Below are 15268 nucleotides of genomic sequence, written 5' to 3' on the forward strand. Positions count from 1 at the left end.
CAAGCCAACGCGCCAGCAACCGTAAACGAGCAAACCGAGTACCAGCTTTATGCAGCAGCTATAGAATCCGACTTGGCTCAATTAAAAACATTTGCCGACATTAGCGACAAAGCAACATACAAATCAGAAGCGCTAGAGCGCCAAGACTACCTAGCATACATAAACCAATACCGCCTAAGCGGCCAAAACCACCACAACAAAGTGTTGGCGTGGGTGTTTATTTGGCTAGTTGATTTAAAGCGCTGGGATGCAGTAATGGACTTATTGCCGTTAATGATCGAGCAAAAGCAACCACTGCCAACCGTGTTTAATACCAAGCACTGGGCGGCGTTCGTTATCGACCAACTCTACGACGACGCAAATTACTACCTTGCCGAATCACAACAGCAAGGTCTGTACGACATTGGCTTTATACTGCACCGCTTAATTTACGTAGTTAAAAACCAAGACTGGGCAGGGTTAGAAGTAGTGGGCGGCAAGCTTTACGCAATAGCTGCAAAAGTAAATAAAGCACAGCTCAACCTAGGCAATGCGCTTTACTTTGCAGAAATGGCCCAATCCATTAACGACAAAGCAGGCGTTAAAACCCTGCTAAAAGAATTGCAAAAAATGATTAAACCAGCGGAGCCAGAACAGCAAACCGCTAACTAGCTCCAACGCCAGCGGGCAACTTAGCACGTCGTCAGTATTCATTATTTGACGCCCCGTGACTAAGTGGCGCCCGCACCCAATTTAACGTGTGTGTTTTTAAAGGTGCAATATGAACTTAAGCGGTATGCCACAAGCAGATTTACAAAGTGTCAATGTAACCATTGAAGCCGGCGGCTATTACCCAGCGCTAAGCACCGCCCATTTTATTGAGCACTACGCAATAGCCCAAGAGTACGCCAGCAAAAGCGACGTACTGCTAGAAAAGCTGCTTTACGCACAAGCCGAAATTAACCAAGAGCTAGCAAATACACAGCTTACCAATGGCCAAACGTTAAGCGCCGAGCAAGCCCTGTTTTATAAGCGCGCAGTTTACAGCAAAGCAAAAGCCAGCTTGTTGGTATCAAAGCTAGGCAGCACGCACCGCGACAGCGCAACAGCACAAAGCCAAGCGGCAATAGACAACCACGAACATTGGTTAAGAGAAAGCATAAACGCCATGCGCCAACTGCAAGGCTTAAGCCCTAACATAACGGTAGAGCTACTATGAGCCAAAGCAAAATAGCAAAACTTAAGCAGCATTTAGCAACCGCAGAATACCAAGGCCGCAACCTAGCACTAAGCACCCAGTTCGACAGCTGGATAGAAGGCGGCCGCATAGAGCCAAGCAGCAAAACAATTAACGGCAACGGCCTATTGGCAGCAAGGTTTTATTACTCAGGAGCGATCAGCATAAACCCATGCGCAGCACCCGCAGCACTTATTTGTGCCTTTGCATCGTTTTGGTTGCAAAACAACGGCGGGNCGATACGACAGCACCGACATTGAATTTAGTGCCGACGTTAACGACGACAACAGCAACGAAGTAGAGCTAACAATAAACCAGCTATGCGAAGACATAGAGCTAATACAAGCACCCAACGGCCCGTTTGAATTTAACGGCAACCGTTACGACTTTGGCGAGCAAAGCCTGTGGATAGCAGAAGCGTTCATACTTGAAGGCCAAGTAAGCCGTGCTTAACCTCAAGTTTGACGAAGGCCGCAGCAAAGAGCAGCTAGCGTTTTTACAGCTTAAGCCACAAAAGCGCCGCAACATATTGCGCAGCGCAATACGTGCAGCAAACAAAAGCAGTAAAGAGCGCATTACCAGACAAAGCGATTTAGCCGGTAAAACATGGCAAAGCCGCGCCAACGGTAAAAAAAAGAAAATGCTAACCAAGCTAAAGCGCAACATGAAAGTGCGCTACGGCGCAAATAGCGCAGGGGTTTATTTTAAAGGGGGCAACAGCGGAAAAATAGCCCGCGCCCACCAAGAGGGAATAAGCCTAGATGCAGGCAAGCCAAAAAGCAGTGCCGCACAAAATAAAGAAGGCCCAGCCACGCGCAACTTAGCCCGCGCATTAATAAGCGAGGGTTACAAAATACCGCGCGGCAAAGGCAAGGGCAGCAAGCGGCCAAGCATAAAGTGGATAACAGCAAACCTAAGTAAAAACCAAGCAGGGTTTTTACTGCGCGAATTAAAGGGCAGCTCAGGCAAGAGCGCATGGAAAATTGATTTACCGGCCCGCTCCTTTTTGGGGCAAACAATTGCCGAACAAAAAGAGCAAATGAATTTTATTTTAAACAAAGCTATGCAAGTGGCGTAGCGCAAGCAAAAAAGGAACGACCATGGCACAAGGTAAAGTATCCGTTGCCGCCATTCAAACAGGCAGTGGCGCTACAAAACAGGTAGAACGCACCGTATTGTTCATCGGCCAAGCGGCCGAAAACAACGGCAAAATTCTACCCATTAATGCACAAAGCGACTTTGATGCTGAGTTTGGCGTAGCCGACTCACCGTTAAAAACCCAAGTTAAAGCATGGCAGCGCAACGGCGACGACCTAGTAAGTGGTTATGCAATAGCGCACGCAATCGACGCCGACGTAATGGCGCTTATTGACGAAGCAATGGATCAAGACGTAAGTCCCGAAATCATTGTTATTTGTACGCCCGTAACAGGCAAAGCAGAAGTAGAAAGCTATCAAGCAAAAGCGCTTGAAATACTAGCAAGTCTTGCTCGCCGCGTGCGCTTTTTAGTTGCAGCGCCTGGGCTAACCGAGCTACAAAACTGGTCAGACTTAGTAACCGCATTGCAGCCAATAACCGAAGGCGTAGTAGCACCGCAAACAGCTGTTATTCCTTTGTTATTTGGCGACGAGCTAGGCGCAGTAACTGGGCGTTTATGCAAAAGCGCAGTCACTATTGCCGATAGCCCAATGCGCGTACTTACGGGTGCAATGTCACTAATGCCGCATCCGGTAGATGCCGCAGGCAAACCGTTAACCAACTCAACCACAGCCGCACTAGACGCGCTGCGCTTTAGTTGTACACAGTTTTACCCAGATTTCGACGGCACATATTTTGGCGACGTAAACATGCTAGATGCCGAAGGCGGCGACTTTCAGCAAATCGAAACAGGCCGCATTGTCGACAAGGCCGCACGCGACGTGCGCATTATTGCCATTCAAAACATTAAAAACCGCCGCCTAAACAACAGTGCTAGCGGCATTGAATTTGGTAAGCGCATCATGGGCAAACCGCTACGCGAAATGGCGCGCTCAATTAACATTGGTGCCGACAAGTTCCCGGGCTTAATCGACACGCCAAAAGACGACAGCATCAGCCTAACGTTTATGAACGCAACTACATTGCAAGTCGTTCTCAAAGTTAAGCCAATCGATTCACCCAACACCATCATAGTTGGCATCATGTTAGATAACGCAGAGTAGGAGCGAACATGCAAAAAGTACTAGGCGGTAAAGACTTCGATATTTTCATTGGTAACTCAATGGTGCACGTAATCGAAGCAACCGTAAAAATCACCGACGGCCGCACAGTTAAAAAAGTGCGTGGCGTACCAAAAGGCTTTATCGACGGCGACGTGGAGGGCGAAGTAACCCTAAAGCTCGACCACGAAAACTGGCTAATTGTGCAAGCGCAAGCGGCAAAGGCAGGTAGCTGGAAAGGCATTGAGCCGTTCGACGTAGCATTTAACGCCGAAGTAGCGGCAGGCAAAAAGAACATTGAAGCGTTTGGCTGTCTACCGCAACTAGACGAAATTTTAAACATTAAAGCCGACGGCGGCGAAGAAGACACAACATCAATTAAGTGTCCGATCACCAGTCCCGACTTTGTAAAAATTAACGGCGTGCCGTACCTAACATCTGATGAAGTGAGAGACTTGTAATGACCAAAGCCATTCGCAAACTAACTGCCGCAACATTGCTTAGCACTTTAAAGGCCTGCGGCTANGCTACCGCGTGTTCGAGGGCGAATTAAACCTAAATATCATAGGTATTCGTCACAACAACACACGCGCCAATACCTTTAACGATGTTATTTGCGTGCTGTATCAGCAAGACAGCGAATGGCAATTAAAGCAGTACAAAGCAACCACCGACGCCGGTATTTACTGGCGTCAAAATCCAATGAACGTAAGCGGCACAGCGGTCCTAATTGCAGGGCAGCATAAAAGCGTATGGAAGTTGGGTTATCACCAGGGCAAATACCGCGCCCTAGTGCAGCACAAACCTGTTGTTGTCCTACGCGACAACGACAAAAACACCGAGTTAGACACGGAAGTCACACCACAAGCCGAGCTACAGCAGGGTTACTTTGGTATTAACTGCCACCGAGCAAACAGCAAAACCACATCAACCCAAGTTGATAAATGGTCTGCAGGTTGCCAAGTGCTAGCTAACCCAAATGACTTTGACGAGTTCATTAATTTGTGTGACCAATCAGCAGCCAAGTACGGCCCGTATTTTACATACACATTACTAAATCAATCCGACATTAAAGCGAGTAAATAATCATGGCGTTCGAGAAAAAAATCACATTAGAAACACCGGTAGGCGAAATTACATTTAACGTAAACGCAGCTGACTACAACAAATACATTAACTCTACACAGCCAAACAACAAAGTGCAGCCAGCCACTAACTTTGTATTAAACACAGTAGTGCAAGAAGACGCTAAAAAATTAAAAGAGCTAGTGCAGCAGCCAGGCGCCGCATTATTTTTAGTGGGTGCAATTGTTGAAGACTACCAACCGGAGTTTAATTTCACCGTAAAAAAATCGAAGACCGAGCCAAGCAAATAGGCAAGTCTCGGTTAGATCAGCTCCAGGCATACCACGCCAAGTATTTTGGCGCGGTTACCGCCACCCAAGAGAGCCTAGCGCAAGCGCTATACCTCGAAACGCAGCAGCAAGAAAACTTTGTAGTTGCTGTAAATAACGGCATATGCCAAGCACTAAGCGAGTAATGTAATGGCCACGCTCAGCAAGTTAGACAAGCTTAATTATTCAATCGGCATCATCGACAAGGTGACGGGTCCGGTTAATAAAGTCATGGCTAAAATTAATCAGCTGAGCCAGCAAACAGCCGCCGCGCAAGATCAAATGATGCGCGGCNCAGCCGTTGGTGGTGGTTACGCACTGGCTAAATCACTAGCTCCCGCAATTGATCACGTTGCCGCGCTGGGCGAAGTGCAGTCATTAGGCGTTGCCGACGACGCATTGCAAAAACTAACTAAAACATCATACGAATTTGGCTTTCAATTTGGTGGCAACTCTGCCGAGTTTGTGCGCAGTGCATACGATATTCAATCAGCCATTGCCGGACTAACGGGCGATGAGCTATCAGAATTTACTAAAACATCAAACATACTAGCGGTAGCAACCAAAGCCGACGCAGCCACCATTACCAGCTACATGGGCACCATGTATGGCATATTTGAAAAAACAGCCAACAAAATGGGCAAGTCTAATTGGGTAAACCAAATAGCAGGCCAAACCGCAACCGCAGTACAGCTTTACAAAACCACCGGTGCAGAAATGCAATCGGCGTTTTCAAACCTTGGCGCAACGGCAACAAATATTGGCCTAAGCTCAGCTCAGCAATTTGCCATAGTGGGCGAGTTACAGCTAGTTGAAAAGTCGGGTGCGGTTGCGGGCACGCAANGCCGCATCGTTATTGCAGGGCATTGGCAAGGCGCAACAGTCGCTAGGCATTCAATTAACCGATGACAACGGCGACATGCTTGCAATAGACGTAGTGCTAGGGCGTATTAATAACCGACTTTCATCGCTGGGTTCTGTAGCGCGTGGCGATGTGCTAACAAAAATATTTGGTAAGCAGGGTGCAAAAGCGGTCGGCACATTAAGCGGCAAGATAGGGAAGTTAAAAGATGACATTGCTGTTTTCGAAGGCGTGCAAGACAACTCCAAAGCGGATGAAATGGCAAAAATAATTGCCAGCGCATGGGATAGGATTGCAAGCGGAGCCAATGCGGCCGNCGGCAGGGTTTGCAGTAATAGTTTCATTAACCGAGCAATTCCCTATTTTGTCCAGCGCACTAGCAACCGTTGTTGTTGGCGTGGTGGGCTTGGTAACAGCCTTTGGCTTAGTTAACTTTGCTATGGGGTTGTTTAAATATGCGTCGGTTGTATTAACGCCAATTATAAGCGGCCTAAAGTACGCGACAGCGCTTTACTCAACAACAAACAAAGCGCTTGCAGCATCGTTAACGCTATCTACAGGGGCTACAAATAAAGCCCGCGCAGTGAGCGCGTTAACCACAGCGCAAACAATTGCACAAACCAAGGCTACGCAAACAGCATCAATTGTTACAACGCTTTACGCAGGTGCAACTAATAAAGCCCGCATTGCATACGAAGTATTTAATGCTCGACTCCTTATGCCGGCTGGTTTGATTTTTTCAAGAATAAAAGCCCTAGGGTTCATGGGCACATTAAAACTATTCCCAGCAGTATTGGCAGCCGGCGGCGCAAGCTTTGGGCGCTTTGCAGGCAGCCTATTTAGCGTAACTAGAATAATGGGCTTTTTAAATGCGGTAATGATCGCCAACCCAATAGGCGCAATCATTGCATTGGTGGCTATATTGGCGCTTGTTATTTATAAATATTGGCAGCCAATTAAAGCATTTATGAGCGGCTTTTGGGATGGCTTTGTACACAGTATGGCGCCAGTAACTAACTTGTTTAGCGAGCTTGGCGATGCCTTCGCGCCAATTATAAACGCCGTTAAAAGTGCGTTTAACTGGTTTGCGTCTTTATTTGCACCGGTTGAAAAGTCAAGCGAAGCGCTAGAGGGCATAACATCAGCAGGCGAAGTTTTCGGCTTGATTTTTGGGTCAATACTAAATTTAGTGCTAGCACCTATAAAGCTAGTTATTTGGGGGGTAACCAAATTAATTAATGGTATTACTTGGCTAGGCAGTGCAATCGGTAGCATGTGGAGCGCAGTGCAATCGCCGCTAGGTAGTTTTTTCGAAATCATCAAAACCATATTTGGATTTACACCAATGGGCATGTTGATGAATGGCTACGGCAAAGCATTCGACTGGCTCAGCGAAAAAGTAGGCGGCTTAAAAGGTATAGCCGACTCAATAAAAGATTTCTTTGGCTTTGGTGACGACGAAGTAGAAGTAAAGGCAACCAAAGTAACCCAAGCAGTTCAGCCGCAAACAATGGTTATGCAAAGTGCCGACCAAGCTTACAGCCGCGACTACGGGCAAAGCGTTATCAGTAAAGCAAGCGCGCCAGCTCAGCAAGCAAGCTCGCAATACATAGCGCCAAACAGCCCTATAAATTATGCAGCGCCTAAAGTAACAGCAATTGTTGAAACCGAAGAAGCGCGCACGCAGGCATTAGCAGGCCAAGCAGCAGCAAACGACCCTGCTTATTCAGCGCAACCAAAAGCAATGACCGAGCGTGAAGCCGCAAACGATGCATTTAAATTTACTAGCCAGCGCTTACCTGCAGTGCCAACCGACAACACCGCACCGTTAAATTTACAGGCGCAAGCCCGCAGCCAGGCATTAATAAATAATGCATTCCCAAGCGAGCAAAACAACGCAGTAAATAACAGCGCAGTAACTAGCAGCGCAGTGAGCGCCACGCAAAACAATGCGGCAACGGCAATCGACAACGCAACTAACGCCACGCAAAACAATGCGGCAACGGCAATCGACAACGCAACTAACGCCACGCAAAACAATGCGGCAACGGTAACTAACAGCGCAACTAGCACGAAGGCATTAGCAGCGGTAAATAGCAGTGTAAATAACGCTACGCAAAACAGCTTAGCGCCAGCGGCCATAGCTGCCCAGCCAAAAGTAATGACCGAGCGTGAAGCCGCAAACGATGCATTTAAATTTACTAGCCAGCGCTTACCTGCAGTGCCAACCGACAGCACCGCACCGTTAAATTTACAGGCGCAAGCCCGCAGCCAGGCATTAATAAACAATGCATTCCCAAGCGAGCAAAACAAAGCAGTTACGGTTGCAAATAACAATATTACTAACTCGGCAAATTCGCCTGTTTATAATACCAAGCAAGCGCAGCTGGTAAGCGTTAATCAAGGCGCGGCGCCAGAGCCAGTATTGCCCAGCGTAAAAACAGATCAGGTAATTACTAACACAGCCAGCAACAGCGCCGAAAAAGCACAGCAAATTAGCGCAGAACAACAGGCCACTGCATATAAGCCCAAGCTACAAACGTCGGCTTACTTGCAAAGCCTAACCAGCAACAGCGGCAACACAAATAACAACAGCAATAGCAGCGATAGCAGCAAGCATATAAGCATTGAAAACGTAAACTTTAAATCGGACGACTTAGCGCAAAGCTTTGAGCAAATGATGGAGCTAGCAGGTTAATGAAATTTGATATAGCACTACACATAGACCTAGAAGTACAAGACGGCGACTTTATGCTTAACGACTCGCTAAGTCCCAGTACGTTTAAAAAAGCCGACGTAATAAGTCAGGATATAAAGCACCGCATTTTAGAAAGCGGTTTGCTAACCAAGCTTGTTGGCCTGCGCAACAAAAACGCAATAGAGCCAATATTAACCGAACTCGAATTACTAACCGAGCAAGACAATCGCGTAAAGCCAGGCACAATAAAAGTGCACCGCAACGACGATGGCACGCTAAGCATTAACGCACAAACGCGACAGTATGGGAGCAGCAATGAACTTTAAAACAATGATGCAAAATGCAGGCTTGCCAATGGACGAGCAATCAGCAGCGAAGCAATGGCAGGCCCAGCTAAAAGAGCAGAACATACAAGTTGCTAATAACTCACCGTTTAGCCCGTTCTGGCGAACCGTTGAAGCGCTAATAACCAAGCCGTTAGTGCAGCTATTAAACTGGGTTGCGCAGCAGCTTATGCCAAATCTATTTATAATGACCGCCAACCGCGAATCACTAATAGAAAAGCACGGCCCCGCGCGCAACGTTTTCATTCAGGTGGGCGTAGCGGCTCAAGGCATACTCACGTTCACGCGCCAAAACACCACGGGCGAAAGCTCAATTACTGCCGGTGCGCAAATTGCTACCGACGTGCTAGGCGAACAAGTATATAAATTAACGCTAATGCAAGATGTGCATTTTGCAGCAGGTCAAAGCACGGCGTACGCATTAGCGCAAGCACAAGAAGAGGGCGCAGCATATAACTTGCCAGCAAACGCATACCGCTACTTTATTGATCAGCAAGAAGGCGTAACAGTAACTAACAACCAAGACTGGCTAATAAAGCCCGGGGCAAACACAGAAAGCACGGAGCATTACCGCTTGCGCATACGCAACGTGTTCGGAACCGCCGCTCGCTGGCACATTAACGCAGTGTACAAACAAATAATTGCAAGCTTTGGCGTGCCAATAGATAACATCTATATTCAAACCGGAGCGCCGCGCGGCCCAGGCACAGCAAACGCCTACATATATCTAGACATAGGCGCAGTGCCAACCGCTTTGCTGGGGGCAATTAATCAGCACATAAGAACCGCAGGGCATCACGGCTTAGGCGACGACTTCATAGTGTATGCAATGGCAACCACTGGGTTTAATGTAACAGCAACATACAAGCTACACTCGCAAAGCGAAGACATACAAAGCGAGTTAACAACATTTATACAAGCAGCGTTCAGGCAAAATGCAGCATACGCACCCACCCGCGTAGCGCATCAATGTGTGTTCAGTGTTAGCCAGCTGGTTGCAGAGTGCCACGCGCAATTTAGTGAACTGCAGTCAATCAAGTTCGACATTGACGACATAACCGCCGCTAACTGGCTACCCGTGCTTTCATCGCTAACAGTAACTAAGGTCGAAAATGGCTAACCAAATAGCAACATGGCTAAACAAAGGCTACGCAGAAAAGCTTGTAAAAGCGGCTACAGGGTATTGGAGCAAGTCGCGCAACTACGTTATGTGGGCTGTGCAGCAAAAAGACGAGCTGCAAAACGAAGAGCCAGTTCTCGGCCTGCTAGCGTGGGAGCGATTAACGCAGCGGTTAGATAGTGAGCCGCTGGATCTCTACCGCAAGCGCGTACAGCACGCATTAGTCAATACAATTGACGCCGGAGAAATAGCAACCATAAAAGACATTTTTAACCGGCTGGATCTCCAGGTCATAAATGTGCGCGAGCGAATAGAGGGGCGCGACTGGGATATTATTGCAATCGACATGACCGACTCAACGCTAGCAAGCGCATACGAGCTGTTGCCAGAGCTAATACAGTTGTACGGCCGAACATGCCGCCGATACGAGCTAACAGTGCATAACTTGGCAGCAGTATCGCTAAGCCTTGGCATAACGCATGTGCAATGGGATAACAACTACGTTAGCTCAGCAACAAAAATAAACGCAATAACTGGCATTGATCACGGCGTAGCCCACAGCTTTTTAGGGCTAGACGCACTAACAAGCAACACGCGCCACCAAGCAATAAACATTGGCGTGCAGCACAGCATTACCGCGCACCAGCATTATGGGTTTTTAAGCAAAGACGGCGGCATAAGCACCGCCAAGGAGCAACTATGAATCAGGCAATAACCGGCATAATGACCAATGCTGGCAAGGCATACATAACAACAGCAACGCTGCAAAACAAAGGGCTTGAGGTAACAGAGCTAGTGTTTGCAAACATACCCGGGCTAAACGAGCAAGCAACCCGCAACCCAAACGAGAAAATGCCGGGCGGCGCACAAATAGTTTACCGCCGCAACATAGATACGTCAGGCTATGTTGATGCAAACACGGTCGCATGGGCAGTAGTGCTAGAGCAAGACATCGGCGACTTTGACTATAACTGGATTGGCCTAGTTACGCGCGACGGCACATTGCTAGCAGTCGATTACCTACCGCTACAGCGAAAACGACAAGGCGTAAACAACGTGCACAACCGCTCGTTCGTTTTAAAGTTTGCGGCAGCTGCAGCCCTAGCCCGCATTACCATTCCAGCGCAATCGTGGATGTTCGACTACAGCCCGCAAATTGACGCGCTAACACTGTTAGCAACCAGCAATGCAACGGCACAAATAAACAACATGCGCCGCACTGTGCGCAATTACTTTTTAAATAAAAACTTCAGCAATTTCAGCAAGGAACTATCATGAGCGTAACGCAAATAAACCAGCTAGTAACCGCAGCCGACCAGCTAACAACAGCAATCGAAGGCAAAGCAGCCGAAATCGACAGCAAAACAACGCAGCTAGACCAGTTCGTAAAAGCCAAAGCAAACGAAATGGCAATCGTTGCATCAGAAGGTTACCGCAACGCAATCGAGCACGCGTCAGGTGGCCGCAACAAAGTCATCATCGATGAGCAAGGCAACCCAAATGTAATGGTAGCAATTGCCCCGTTCACATACGAAGAGTTGGCAGCAAAAATCCAAGAAAAATACAGCGTAGATTTAAATCTAGGCACAGGCATACCAACCATGTTTATGCGCAACGGTGTGCAGTTGGGCGAAGTGTACATTGGTAAATACCTAGCATCAGCCGGAGCAAATGGCGGCTGCAGTGTTATCGGTGGCGTGCAGCCTCGCACATCAGTTAATTACGATGCAGCAAAAGCGCTATGCAACAACAAAGGCGACGGCTGGCACATGATGAGCATTCACGAGTGGGCAGCAATAGCGCTGTGGTCTTATGCAAATGGCACAGTGCCGCGCGGCAATACAAACTACGGACGCAGCCACGAAAACAAATTAGAAACAGCACGCCGTAGCGACAACNATCAGGAACAGCAAGAACCGACACAGGCAAAGGCCCTGCAACATGGTCGCACGACCACACAGAATGGGGTATCCAAGACCTAGTAGGTAACGTGTGGGAATGGCTAGACCAAATGATGCTAGACGAAGGGCAGATCATTACTACGCTCGACAACAACCCAGCGGTGATTGAAGAAAACTGGAACAAGCACACAGCGTTTTTAGATTCGCCAACGGCAAACACAGAAGGCACCGGCAGCGCTGGATCTCCAAAGCTTAGTAACAGCGTCACAAATCGTAATGGCCCAGTAGGCAATGACGCATATGACAACCCTTATTTAACAAATAGTCATTTTGCAGCAATCGAAAAAGCGCTCGACTACAGCAAAATAGAGCTACTACGCCGCTTGTTAATCGAGTCAGAATCAACCACTACGGTTGGTGGTTACATCTACTGTCGAAATTATGGCAGTCGATTCCCGCTGCGTGGCGGCAGCTGGGGCTATGGCTCGAACGCTGGGCTGGGCGCGCTCAATCTGAGCTATGCGCGTTCGAGTGCGAGCAGGGGGATCGGTTTTCGTCCCGCTTTCTTTGCGTAATTGGTTATTGAAATTTGAACCCCGCGCGATAGCGCGGGCATAACAAGGAGGAAATTTGACCGCGCTAACAATCGAAGAAAAATGCAGAGACATGTTGATGTACGGGTATCAAGCAATAAAGCAGTTCCCAAAGCACGAAACGCACGTGCTAGCAGCAGAAATACGCAAGTCTATGCTGCAGCTGCAGCGTTTAATAGTTACTGCATTTAAGCGTTATCATAAAAAAACAACGCTAACAGAGTTAGACATTGAGCTAGCAATACTAAAGCGCCAAGTTCGCTTGGCAAAAGACTTGCGCTATATAAACGTAAAAAAATATCAATTATGGATAGAGCGATTAGTAGAAATTGGCAAAATGCTGGGCGGTTGGATTAAATCCATAAGAAACAAACAGGCAGTTGCATGAATCAGGTTTCAGGTATTAGGTTCTAGGCATTATAAATGCTGCCATGTTTTTCTTTTTATTACGTCACGTAAAGCGGTGAAAGTAATAAAAGAATAATCAGCATATATAGCGTGTGAATCCTCACCCGCAGCATGTCTATTGCGTATTGTTAAAACGTCAAATTTAGAAAGCTTTGCTCTACCGTTTTTTTCACCCTCGGCATAATTGCCAGAGTGTTTAAAAGTATCATTAACATTTTCCTGAACAGTGCCGTATTTCAGGTTTGAGAGGTTATTATTAAGCGAGTCACCATCAAGATGCCGAGTGATTACCGTTCGCGGTTTTACACATTGCCAGCACTCAAGCATAAAGCGGTGAACAGATACAAGCTTGGTCTTTCCTTCTTGTGTCACTCTGCATTTTTTATAGGGAGGTGTATATTTTGCTTTTGCAATAAATTGTGCAATTTCAACATAATAATCAGCACGAGGGTAAGCTCCATCACGAGGAAGGCCAGCCCTAACTTTTATTGCTGGCCTAGTAAAAACGCGGCCATCACGACTACAGGCATAAAAAGAAAACTCAGGATGTTGGGCAACTTCAATTACTTGTTCGCAGACTGTTATTAACATGACGATTACCATTGCAAAGTGTATAGGTACAATATAGGTATATAGCTATGACTTTGCAAGTAAAGAAATAAACTTTAACACTCCATTTAAAAGGTAGAACTATGTTTACATACATTTACAAGGGCACAAGCCACAGCAACACAAGCAGCGAATATATGCAATCGCTAGGTATGGAACAAGAAGCAATCGAATCTGTATTAAATCAGCAGCAGTTTGAGCTAAGCCAAAACCTAGAAAAGCGCCAAGCGGCTTACGCAAAAGAGTCAGACCCGCTATACATGGAAGCGCAGTTCGACGGTACGCCAGAGTCGCTACAAAAATGGCGCGACAAAGTNCCACCAAGCCGCCGCCCCTTGCTCAATGCAAGAGGGCGCGCAGCTGCTTGCATCGGCAATAAAAGACGACTCGCGCACAGATAAGCCCGCACAATATAACGCGCTGCTTTTATCTGTAAGCGCAAATAGCTCAGCAGCACTGGCAAGCTCGCTCAGCACAATAAATGAATACTGCCCAATAGCCGAGTTCATCGCCTGCGCGCAATACGGCCAAAGCCAAAGCACGCTAGAGCAAAGCAAGCTAGCAACGTACGAAGGCCAGAGTTTAGAGTGGCAAATAAGCGCCCTGCAAAACTGGCTACCACTGCGTAAAAAGCAAATAGCAGCTGAGTTAGTGGCCGCAAACGACAGCGGCAAGCAGTTAATAACCGCTATCGACGATGCATTAACCAAAGCCGCAGAACTAAAAGCCGCCCGCGACCAGCGATTAAATCAAGCACAGTTCACAGCAAAAAGCAGCGCCGTAGATGTGCAATTAATTACTGCAGGCAGCGCTAAACAGCTAGCCGATGCAATCACCCGCAAAGGCAGCGACCAAATGTATTGGGCAATGTGCGTATTTGTAGGCCAAGCAGCTGAGCTAAATAAAATTAAAGAGGTATTATGAGCATAGCACTCGACGGTTGGAACGTGCCCGGGTTCGAAACCCGCGTAAACGCAGGCGTAAAATTAGCCGGTGGCGATATGTCAGGCCTTGGCAGCTTTTCACTAAGTAGCGACCAAGGCGTAAAGTCGGGCACACTAACCGTAAATACTAAAATCCCATTTAACGAAAGCGCTAGCCTGGCATTATTAATAAGCAAAGCAAAAGCGCTGGACGAAAACGGCGCACGTATTATTTACACAGTAAATAACGAGCTAGCCGCAGCATATAAAATACGTAAAGCAAAATTCGATGGCGACATAAGCGCCAGCGAAATAGAAAACAAAAAAGGCTGGCAAGTAGCATTTAAACTGGTAGAAGTGCAATCTGTATCAGAGCGCGAGCAACAGCAGCTAGACGAACAAGCAACCGAAAGCGCCCAGCCGCAAGCAACAACCAGCAACGACGACGTACAAAATAAATTTAACGAGGTCGAAGGACCATGAGTACTCGCCTCTCTAACACGCTAACAATTGGCGGCAACACAGTAACCAATATTGTTAGCAAAACCGTGCAACTAGACATTGCCAGCACAGGCCGCGCAAAATTTGAAGTGGTCGCAGAGCAAGAGCCAAGCGGGCTGGTCGAGCTGCACCTAGGTTACACACTTGATAATATGATCCCGTATTTCCTTGGCGTAATTGAGTCAAAGCACCAAGCCAATGGCCGATGGTATTTAACCTGCCGCGAGCTGCTCGGCGCGCTAAGCTTTCCCGCCCCGCTTGCTATTCGTCACGCAACAATAAAGGCCGTGCTAGATGAACTAGTAAAGCTAGGCGTTGAGTTTGTGGCACCTGAAAGCGCCGAATATTTAAATAAAATAACGCCCGCGTTTTATCACAGCGGCACAGGTATAGAAGCGCTTAGGCAAATAGGTAAAGTTTGGGGTATTAGCGATTTTATATTTCAGCAACGCCCCGATGGTAAGATATTTGTCGGCAGCTGGCATGACTCGCGCTGGCCAC

19 protein-coding genes and 3 pseudogenes are annotated in these 15268 nt (G+C 47.5%); 21 read left to right on the top strand and 1 reads right to left on the bottom strand.

Annotated elements, in window-relative coordinates; translation table 11 throughout:
* The 17 genes and pseudogenes from gpM to avd form a co-directional block, all read left to right on the top strand.
* Positions 1 to 651 (top strand): phage terminase small subunit (gene gpM, locus L655_RS0109800; protein WP_024604922.1); only part of this gene is annotated, 651 nt, incomplete at its 5' end.
* Positions 652 to 760: 109 nt separating this feature from the next.
* A complete protein-coding gene (locus L655_RS0109805) occupies positions 761 to 1198 on the top strand; it encodes a head completion/stabilization protein (protein ID WP_024604923.1) in 438 nt (145 codons plus the stop codon).
* Positions 1195 to 1669: pseudogene (locus tag L655_RS01000000125380) on the top strand (phage tail protein). Before L655_RS0109805 ends, L655_RS01000000125380 begins: the two are co-directional and overlap by 4 nt.
* Entirely contained in the window at positions 1662 to 2294 is a 633-nt protein-coding gene (locus L655_RS0109815) for a phage virion morphogenesis protein (protein WP_024604924.1), read from the top strand. Before L655_RS01000000125380 ends, L655_RS0109815 begins: the two are co-directional and overlap by 8 nt.
* Positions 2295 to 2316: 22 nt before the next feature.
* Positions 2317 to 3417: a DUF2586 domain-containing protein gene (locus L655_RS0109820; protein WP_024604925.1), complete on the top strand. Its 1101-nt coding sequence runs from the start codon at positions 2317 to 2319 to the stop codon at positions 3415 to 3417.
* Between the two features lie 8 nt (positions 3418 to 3425).
* A complete protein-coding gene (locus L655_RS0109825; protein ID WP_002960021.1) occupies positions 3426 to 3875 on the top strand; it encodes a phage protein in 450 nt (149 codons plus the stop codon).
* Positions 3875 to 4500, top strand: a pseudogene (locus L655_RS01000000125385) (hypothetical protein). The gene L655_RS0109825 and the pseudogene L655_RS01000000125385 overlap by 1 nt, the downstream one beginning before the upstream one ends.
* Positions 4501 to 4502: 2 nt before the next feature.
* On the top strand, positions 4503 to 4790 hold the full coding sequence (locus tag L655_RS0109835; RefSeq protein ID WP_024604926.1) for a putative phage tail assembly chaperone: 288 nt from the start codon (positions 4503 to 4505) through the stop codon (positions 4788 to 4790).
* A gap of 168 nt (positions 4791 to 4958) precedes the next feature.
* Positions 4959 to 5717, top strand: coding sequence for a phage tail tape measure protein (locus tag L655_RS1000000128495; RefSeq protein WP_029751727.1), 759 nt, complete (start codon positions 4959 to 4961; stop codon positions 5715 to 5717).
* Positions 5665 to 6102 carry a phage tail tape measure protein gene (locus L655_RS1000000128500; protein WP_343222924.1) on the top strand — a complete coding sequence of 146 codons (438 nt, stop codon included), beginning with the start codon at positions 5665 to 5667 and terminating at the stop codon, positions 6100 to 6102. The genes L655_RS1000000128495 and L655_RS1000000128500 overlap by 53 nt, the downstream gene beginning before the upstream one ends.
* Entirely contained in the window at positions 6035 to 8368 is a 2334-nt protein-coding gene (locus L655_RS1000000127940; RefSeq protein ID WP_241764472.1) for a hypothetical protein, read from the top strand. The genes L655_RS1000000128500 and L655_RS1000000127940 overlap by 68 nt, the downstream gene beginning before the upstream one ends.
* The gene (locus L655_RS0109850; protein ID WP_002960016.1) at positions 8368 to 8694 is read left to right on the top strand and encodes a DUF2590 family protein; all 327 of its coding nucleotides are present in this window, start codon (positions 8368 to 8370) and stop codon (positions 8692 to 8694) included. Before L655_RS1000000127940 ends, L655_RS0109850 begins: the two co-directional genes overlap by 1 nt.
* Positions 8684 to 9832, top strand: a complete 1149-nt coding sequence (locus tag L655_RS0109855; protein WP_024604927.1) for a baseplate J/gp47 family protein — start codon at positions 8684 to 8686, stop codon at positions 9830 to 9832. The genes L655_RS0109850 and L655_RS0109855 overlap by 11 nt, the downstream gene beginning before the upstream one ends.
* Positions 9825 to 10535 (top strand): hypothetical protein, encoded by a 711-nt coding sequence (locus tag L655_RS0109860; protein WP_024604928.1) that lies wholly within the window; start codon positions 9825 to 9827, stop codon positions 10533 to 10535. Before L655_RS0109855 ends, L655_RS0109860 begins: the two co-directional genes overlap by 8 nt.
* The gene (locus tag L655_RS0109865) at positions 10532 to 11110 is read left to right on the top strand and encodes a phage tail protein (protein WP_024604929.1); all 579 of its coding nucleotides are present in this window, start codon (positions 10532 to 10534) and stop codon (positions 11108 to 11110) included. The genes L655_RS0109860 and L655_RS0109865 overlap by 4 nt, the downstream gene beginning before the upstream one ends.
* Positions 11107 to 12308, top strand: a pseudogene (locus tag L655_RS1000000128505) (SUMF1/EgtB/PvdO family nonheme iron enzyme). Before L655_RS0109865 ends, L655_RS1000000128505 begins: the two are co-directional and overlap by 4 nt.
* A 55-nt stretch (positions 12309 to 12363) precedes the next feature.
* Entirely contained in the window at positions 12364 to 12714 is a 351-nt protein-coding gene (gene avd / locus L655_RS0109875) for a diversity-generating retroelement protein Avd (RefSeq protein WP_024604930.1), read from the top strand.
* A gap of 29 nt (positions 12715 to 12743) precedes the next feature.
* On the opposite strand, the gene L655_RS1000000126270 is transcribed toward avd, so the two are convergent.
* Positions 12744 to 13325 carry an HNH endonuclease gene (locus tag L655_RS1000000126270; protein WP_024604931.1) on the bottom strand — a complete coding sequence of 194 codons (582 nt, stop codon included), beginning with the start codon at positions 13323 to 13325 and terminating at the stop codon, positions 12744 to 12746.
* Between the two features lie 101 nt (positions 13326 to 13426).
* Here L655_RS1000000126270 and L655_RS0109885 point away from each other — a divergent pair, with 101 nt between their 5' ends.
* From L655_RS0109885 to L655_RS0109900, 4 genes are all read left to right on the top strand, one after another.
* Complete coding sequence (locus L655_RS0109885; protein WP_024604932.1) at positions 13427 to 13744, top strand: hypothetical protein; 318 nt, start codon at positions 13427 to 13429, stop codon at positions 13742 to 13744.
* A complete protein-coding gene (locus L655_RS0109890) occupies positions 13686 to 14267 on the top strand; it encodes a hypothetical protein (RefSeq protein WP_024604933.1) in 582 nt (193 codons plus the stop codon). Before L655_RS0109885 ends, L655_RS0109890 begins: the two co-directional genes overlap by 59 nt.
* A complete protein-coding gene (locus L655_RS0109895) occupies positions 14264 to 14749 on the top strand; it encodes a hypothetical protein (RefSeq protein ID WP_002960001.1) in 486 nt (161 codons plus the stop codon). The genes L655_RS0109890 and L655_RS0109895 overlap by 4 nt, the downstream gene beginning before the upstream one ends.
* On the top strand, positions 14746 to 15268 hold a 523-nt coding region (locus L655_RS0109900), incomplete at its 3' end, for a hypothetical protein (protein WP_024604934.1). The genes L655_RS0109895 and L655_RS0109900, both read left to right, overlap by 4 nt.

Origin of the sequence: Pseudoalteromonas sp. TAE79, assembly GCF_000498015.1 — a bacterium.
Taxonomy (GTDB): Bacteria; Pseudomonadota; Gammaproteobacteria; order Enterobacterales; family Alteromonadaceae; genus Pseudoalteromonas.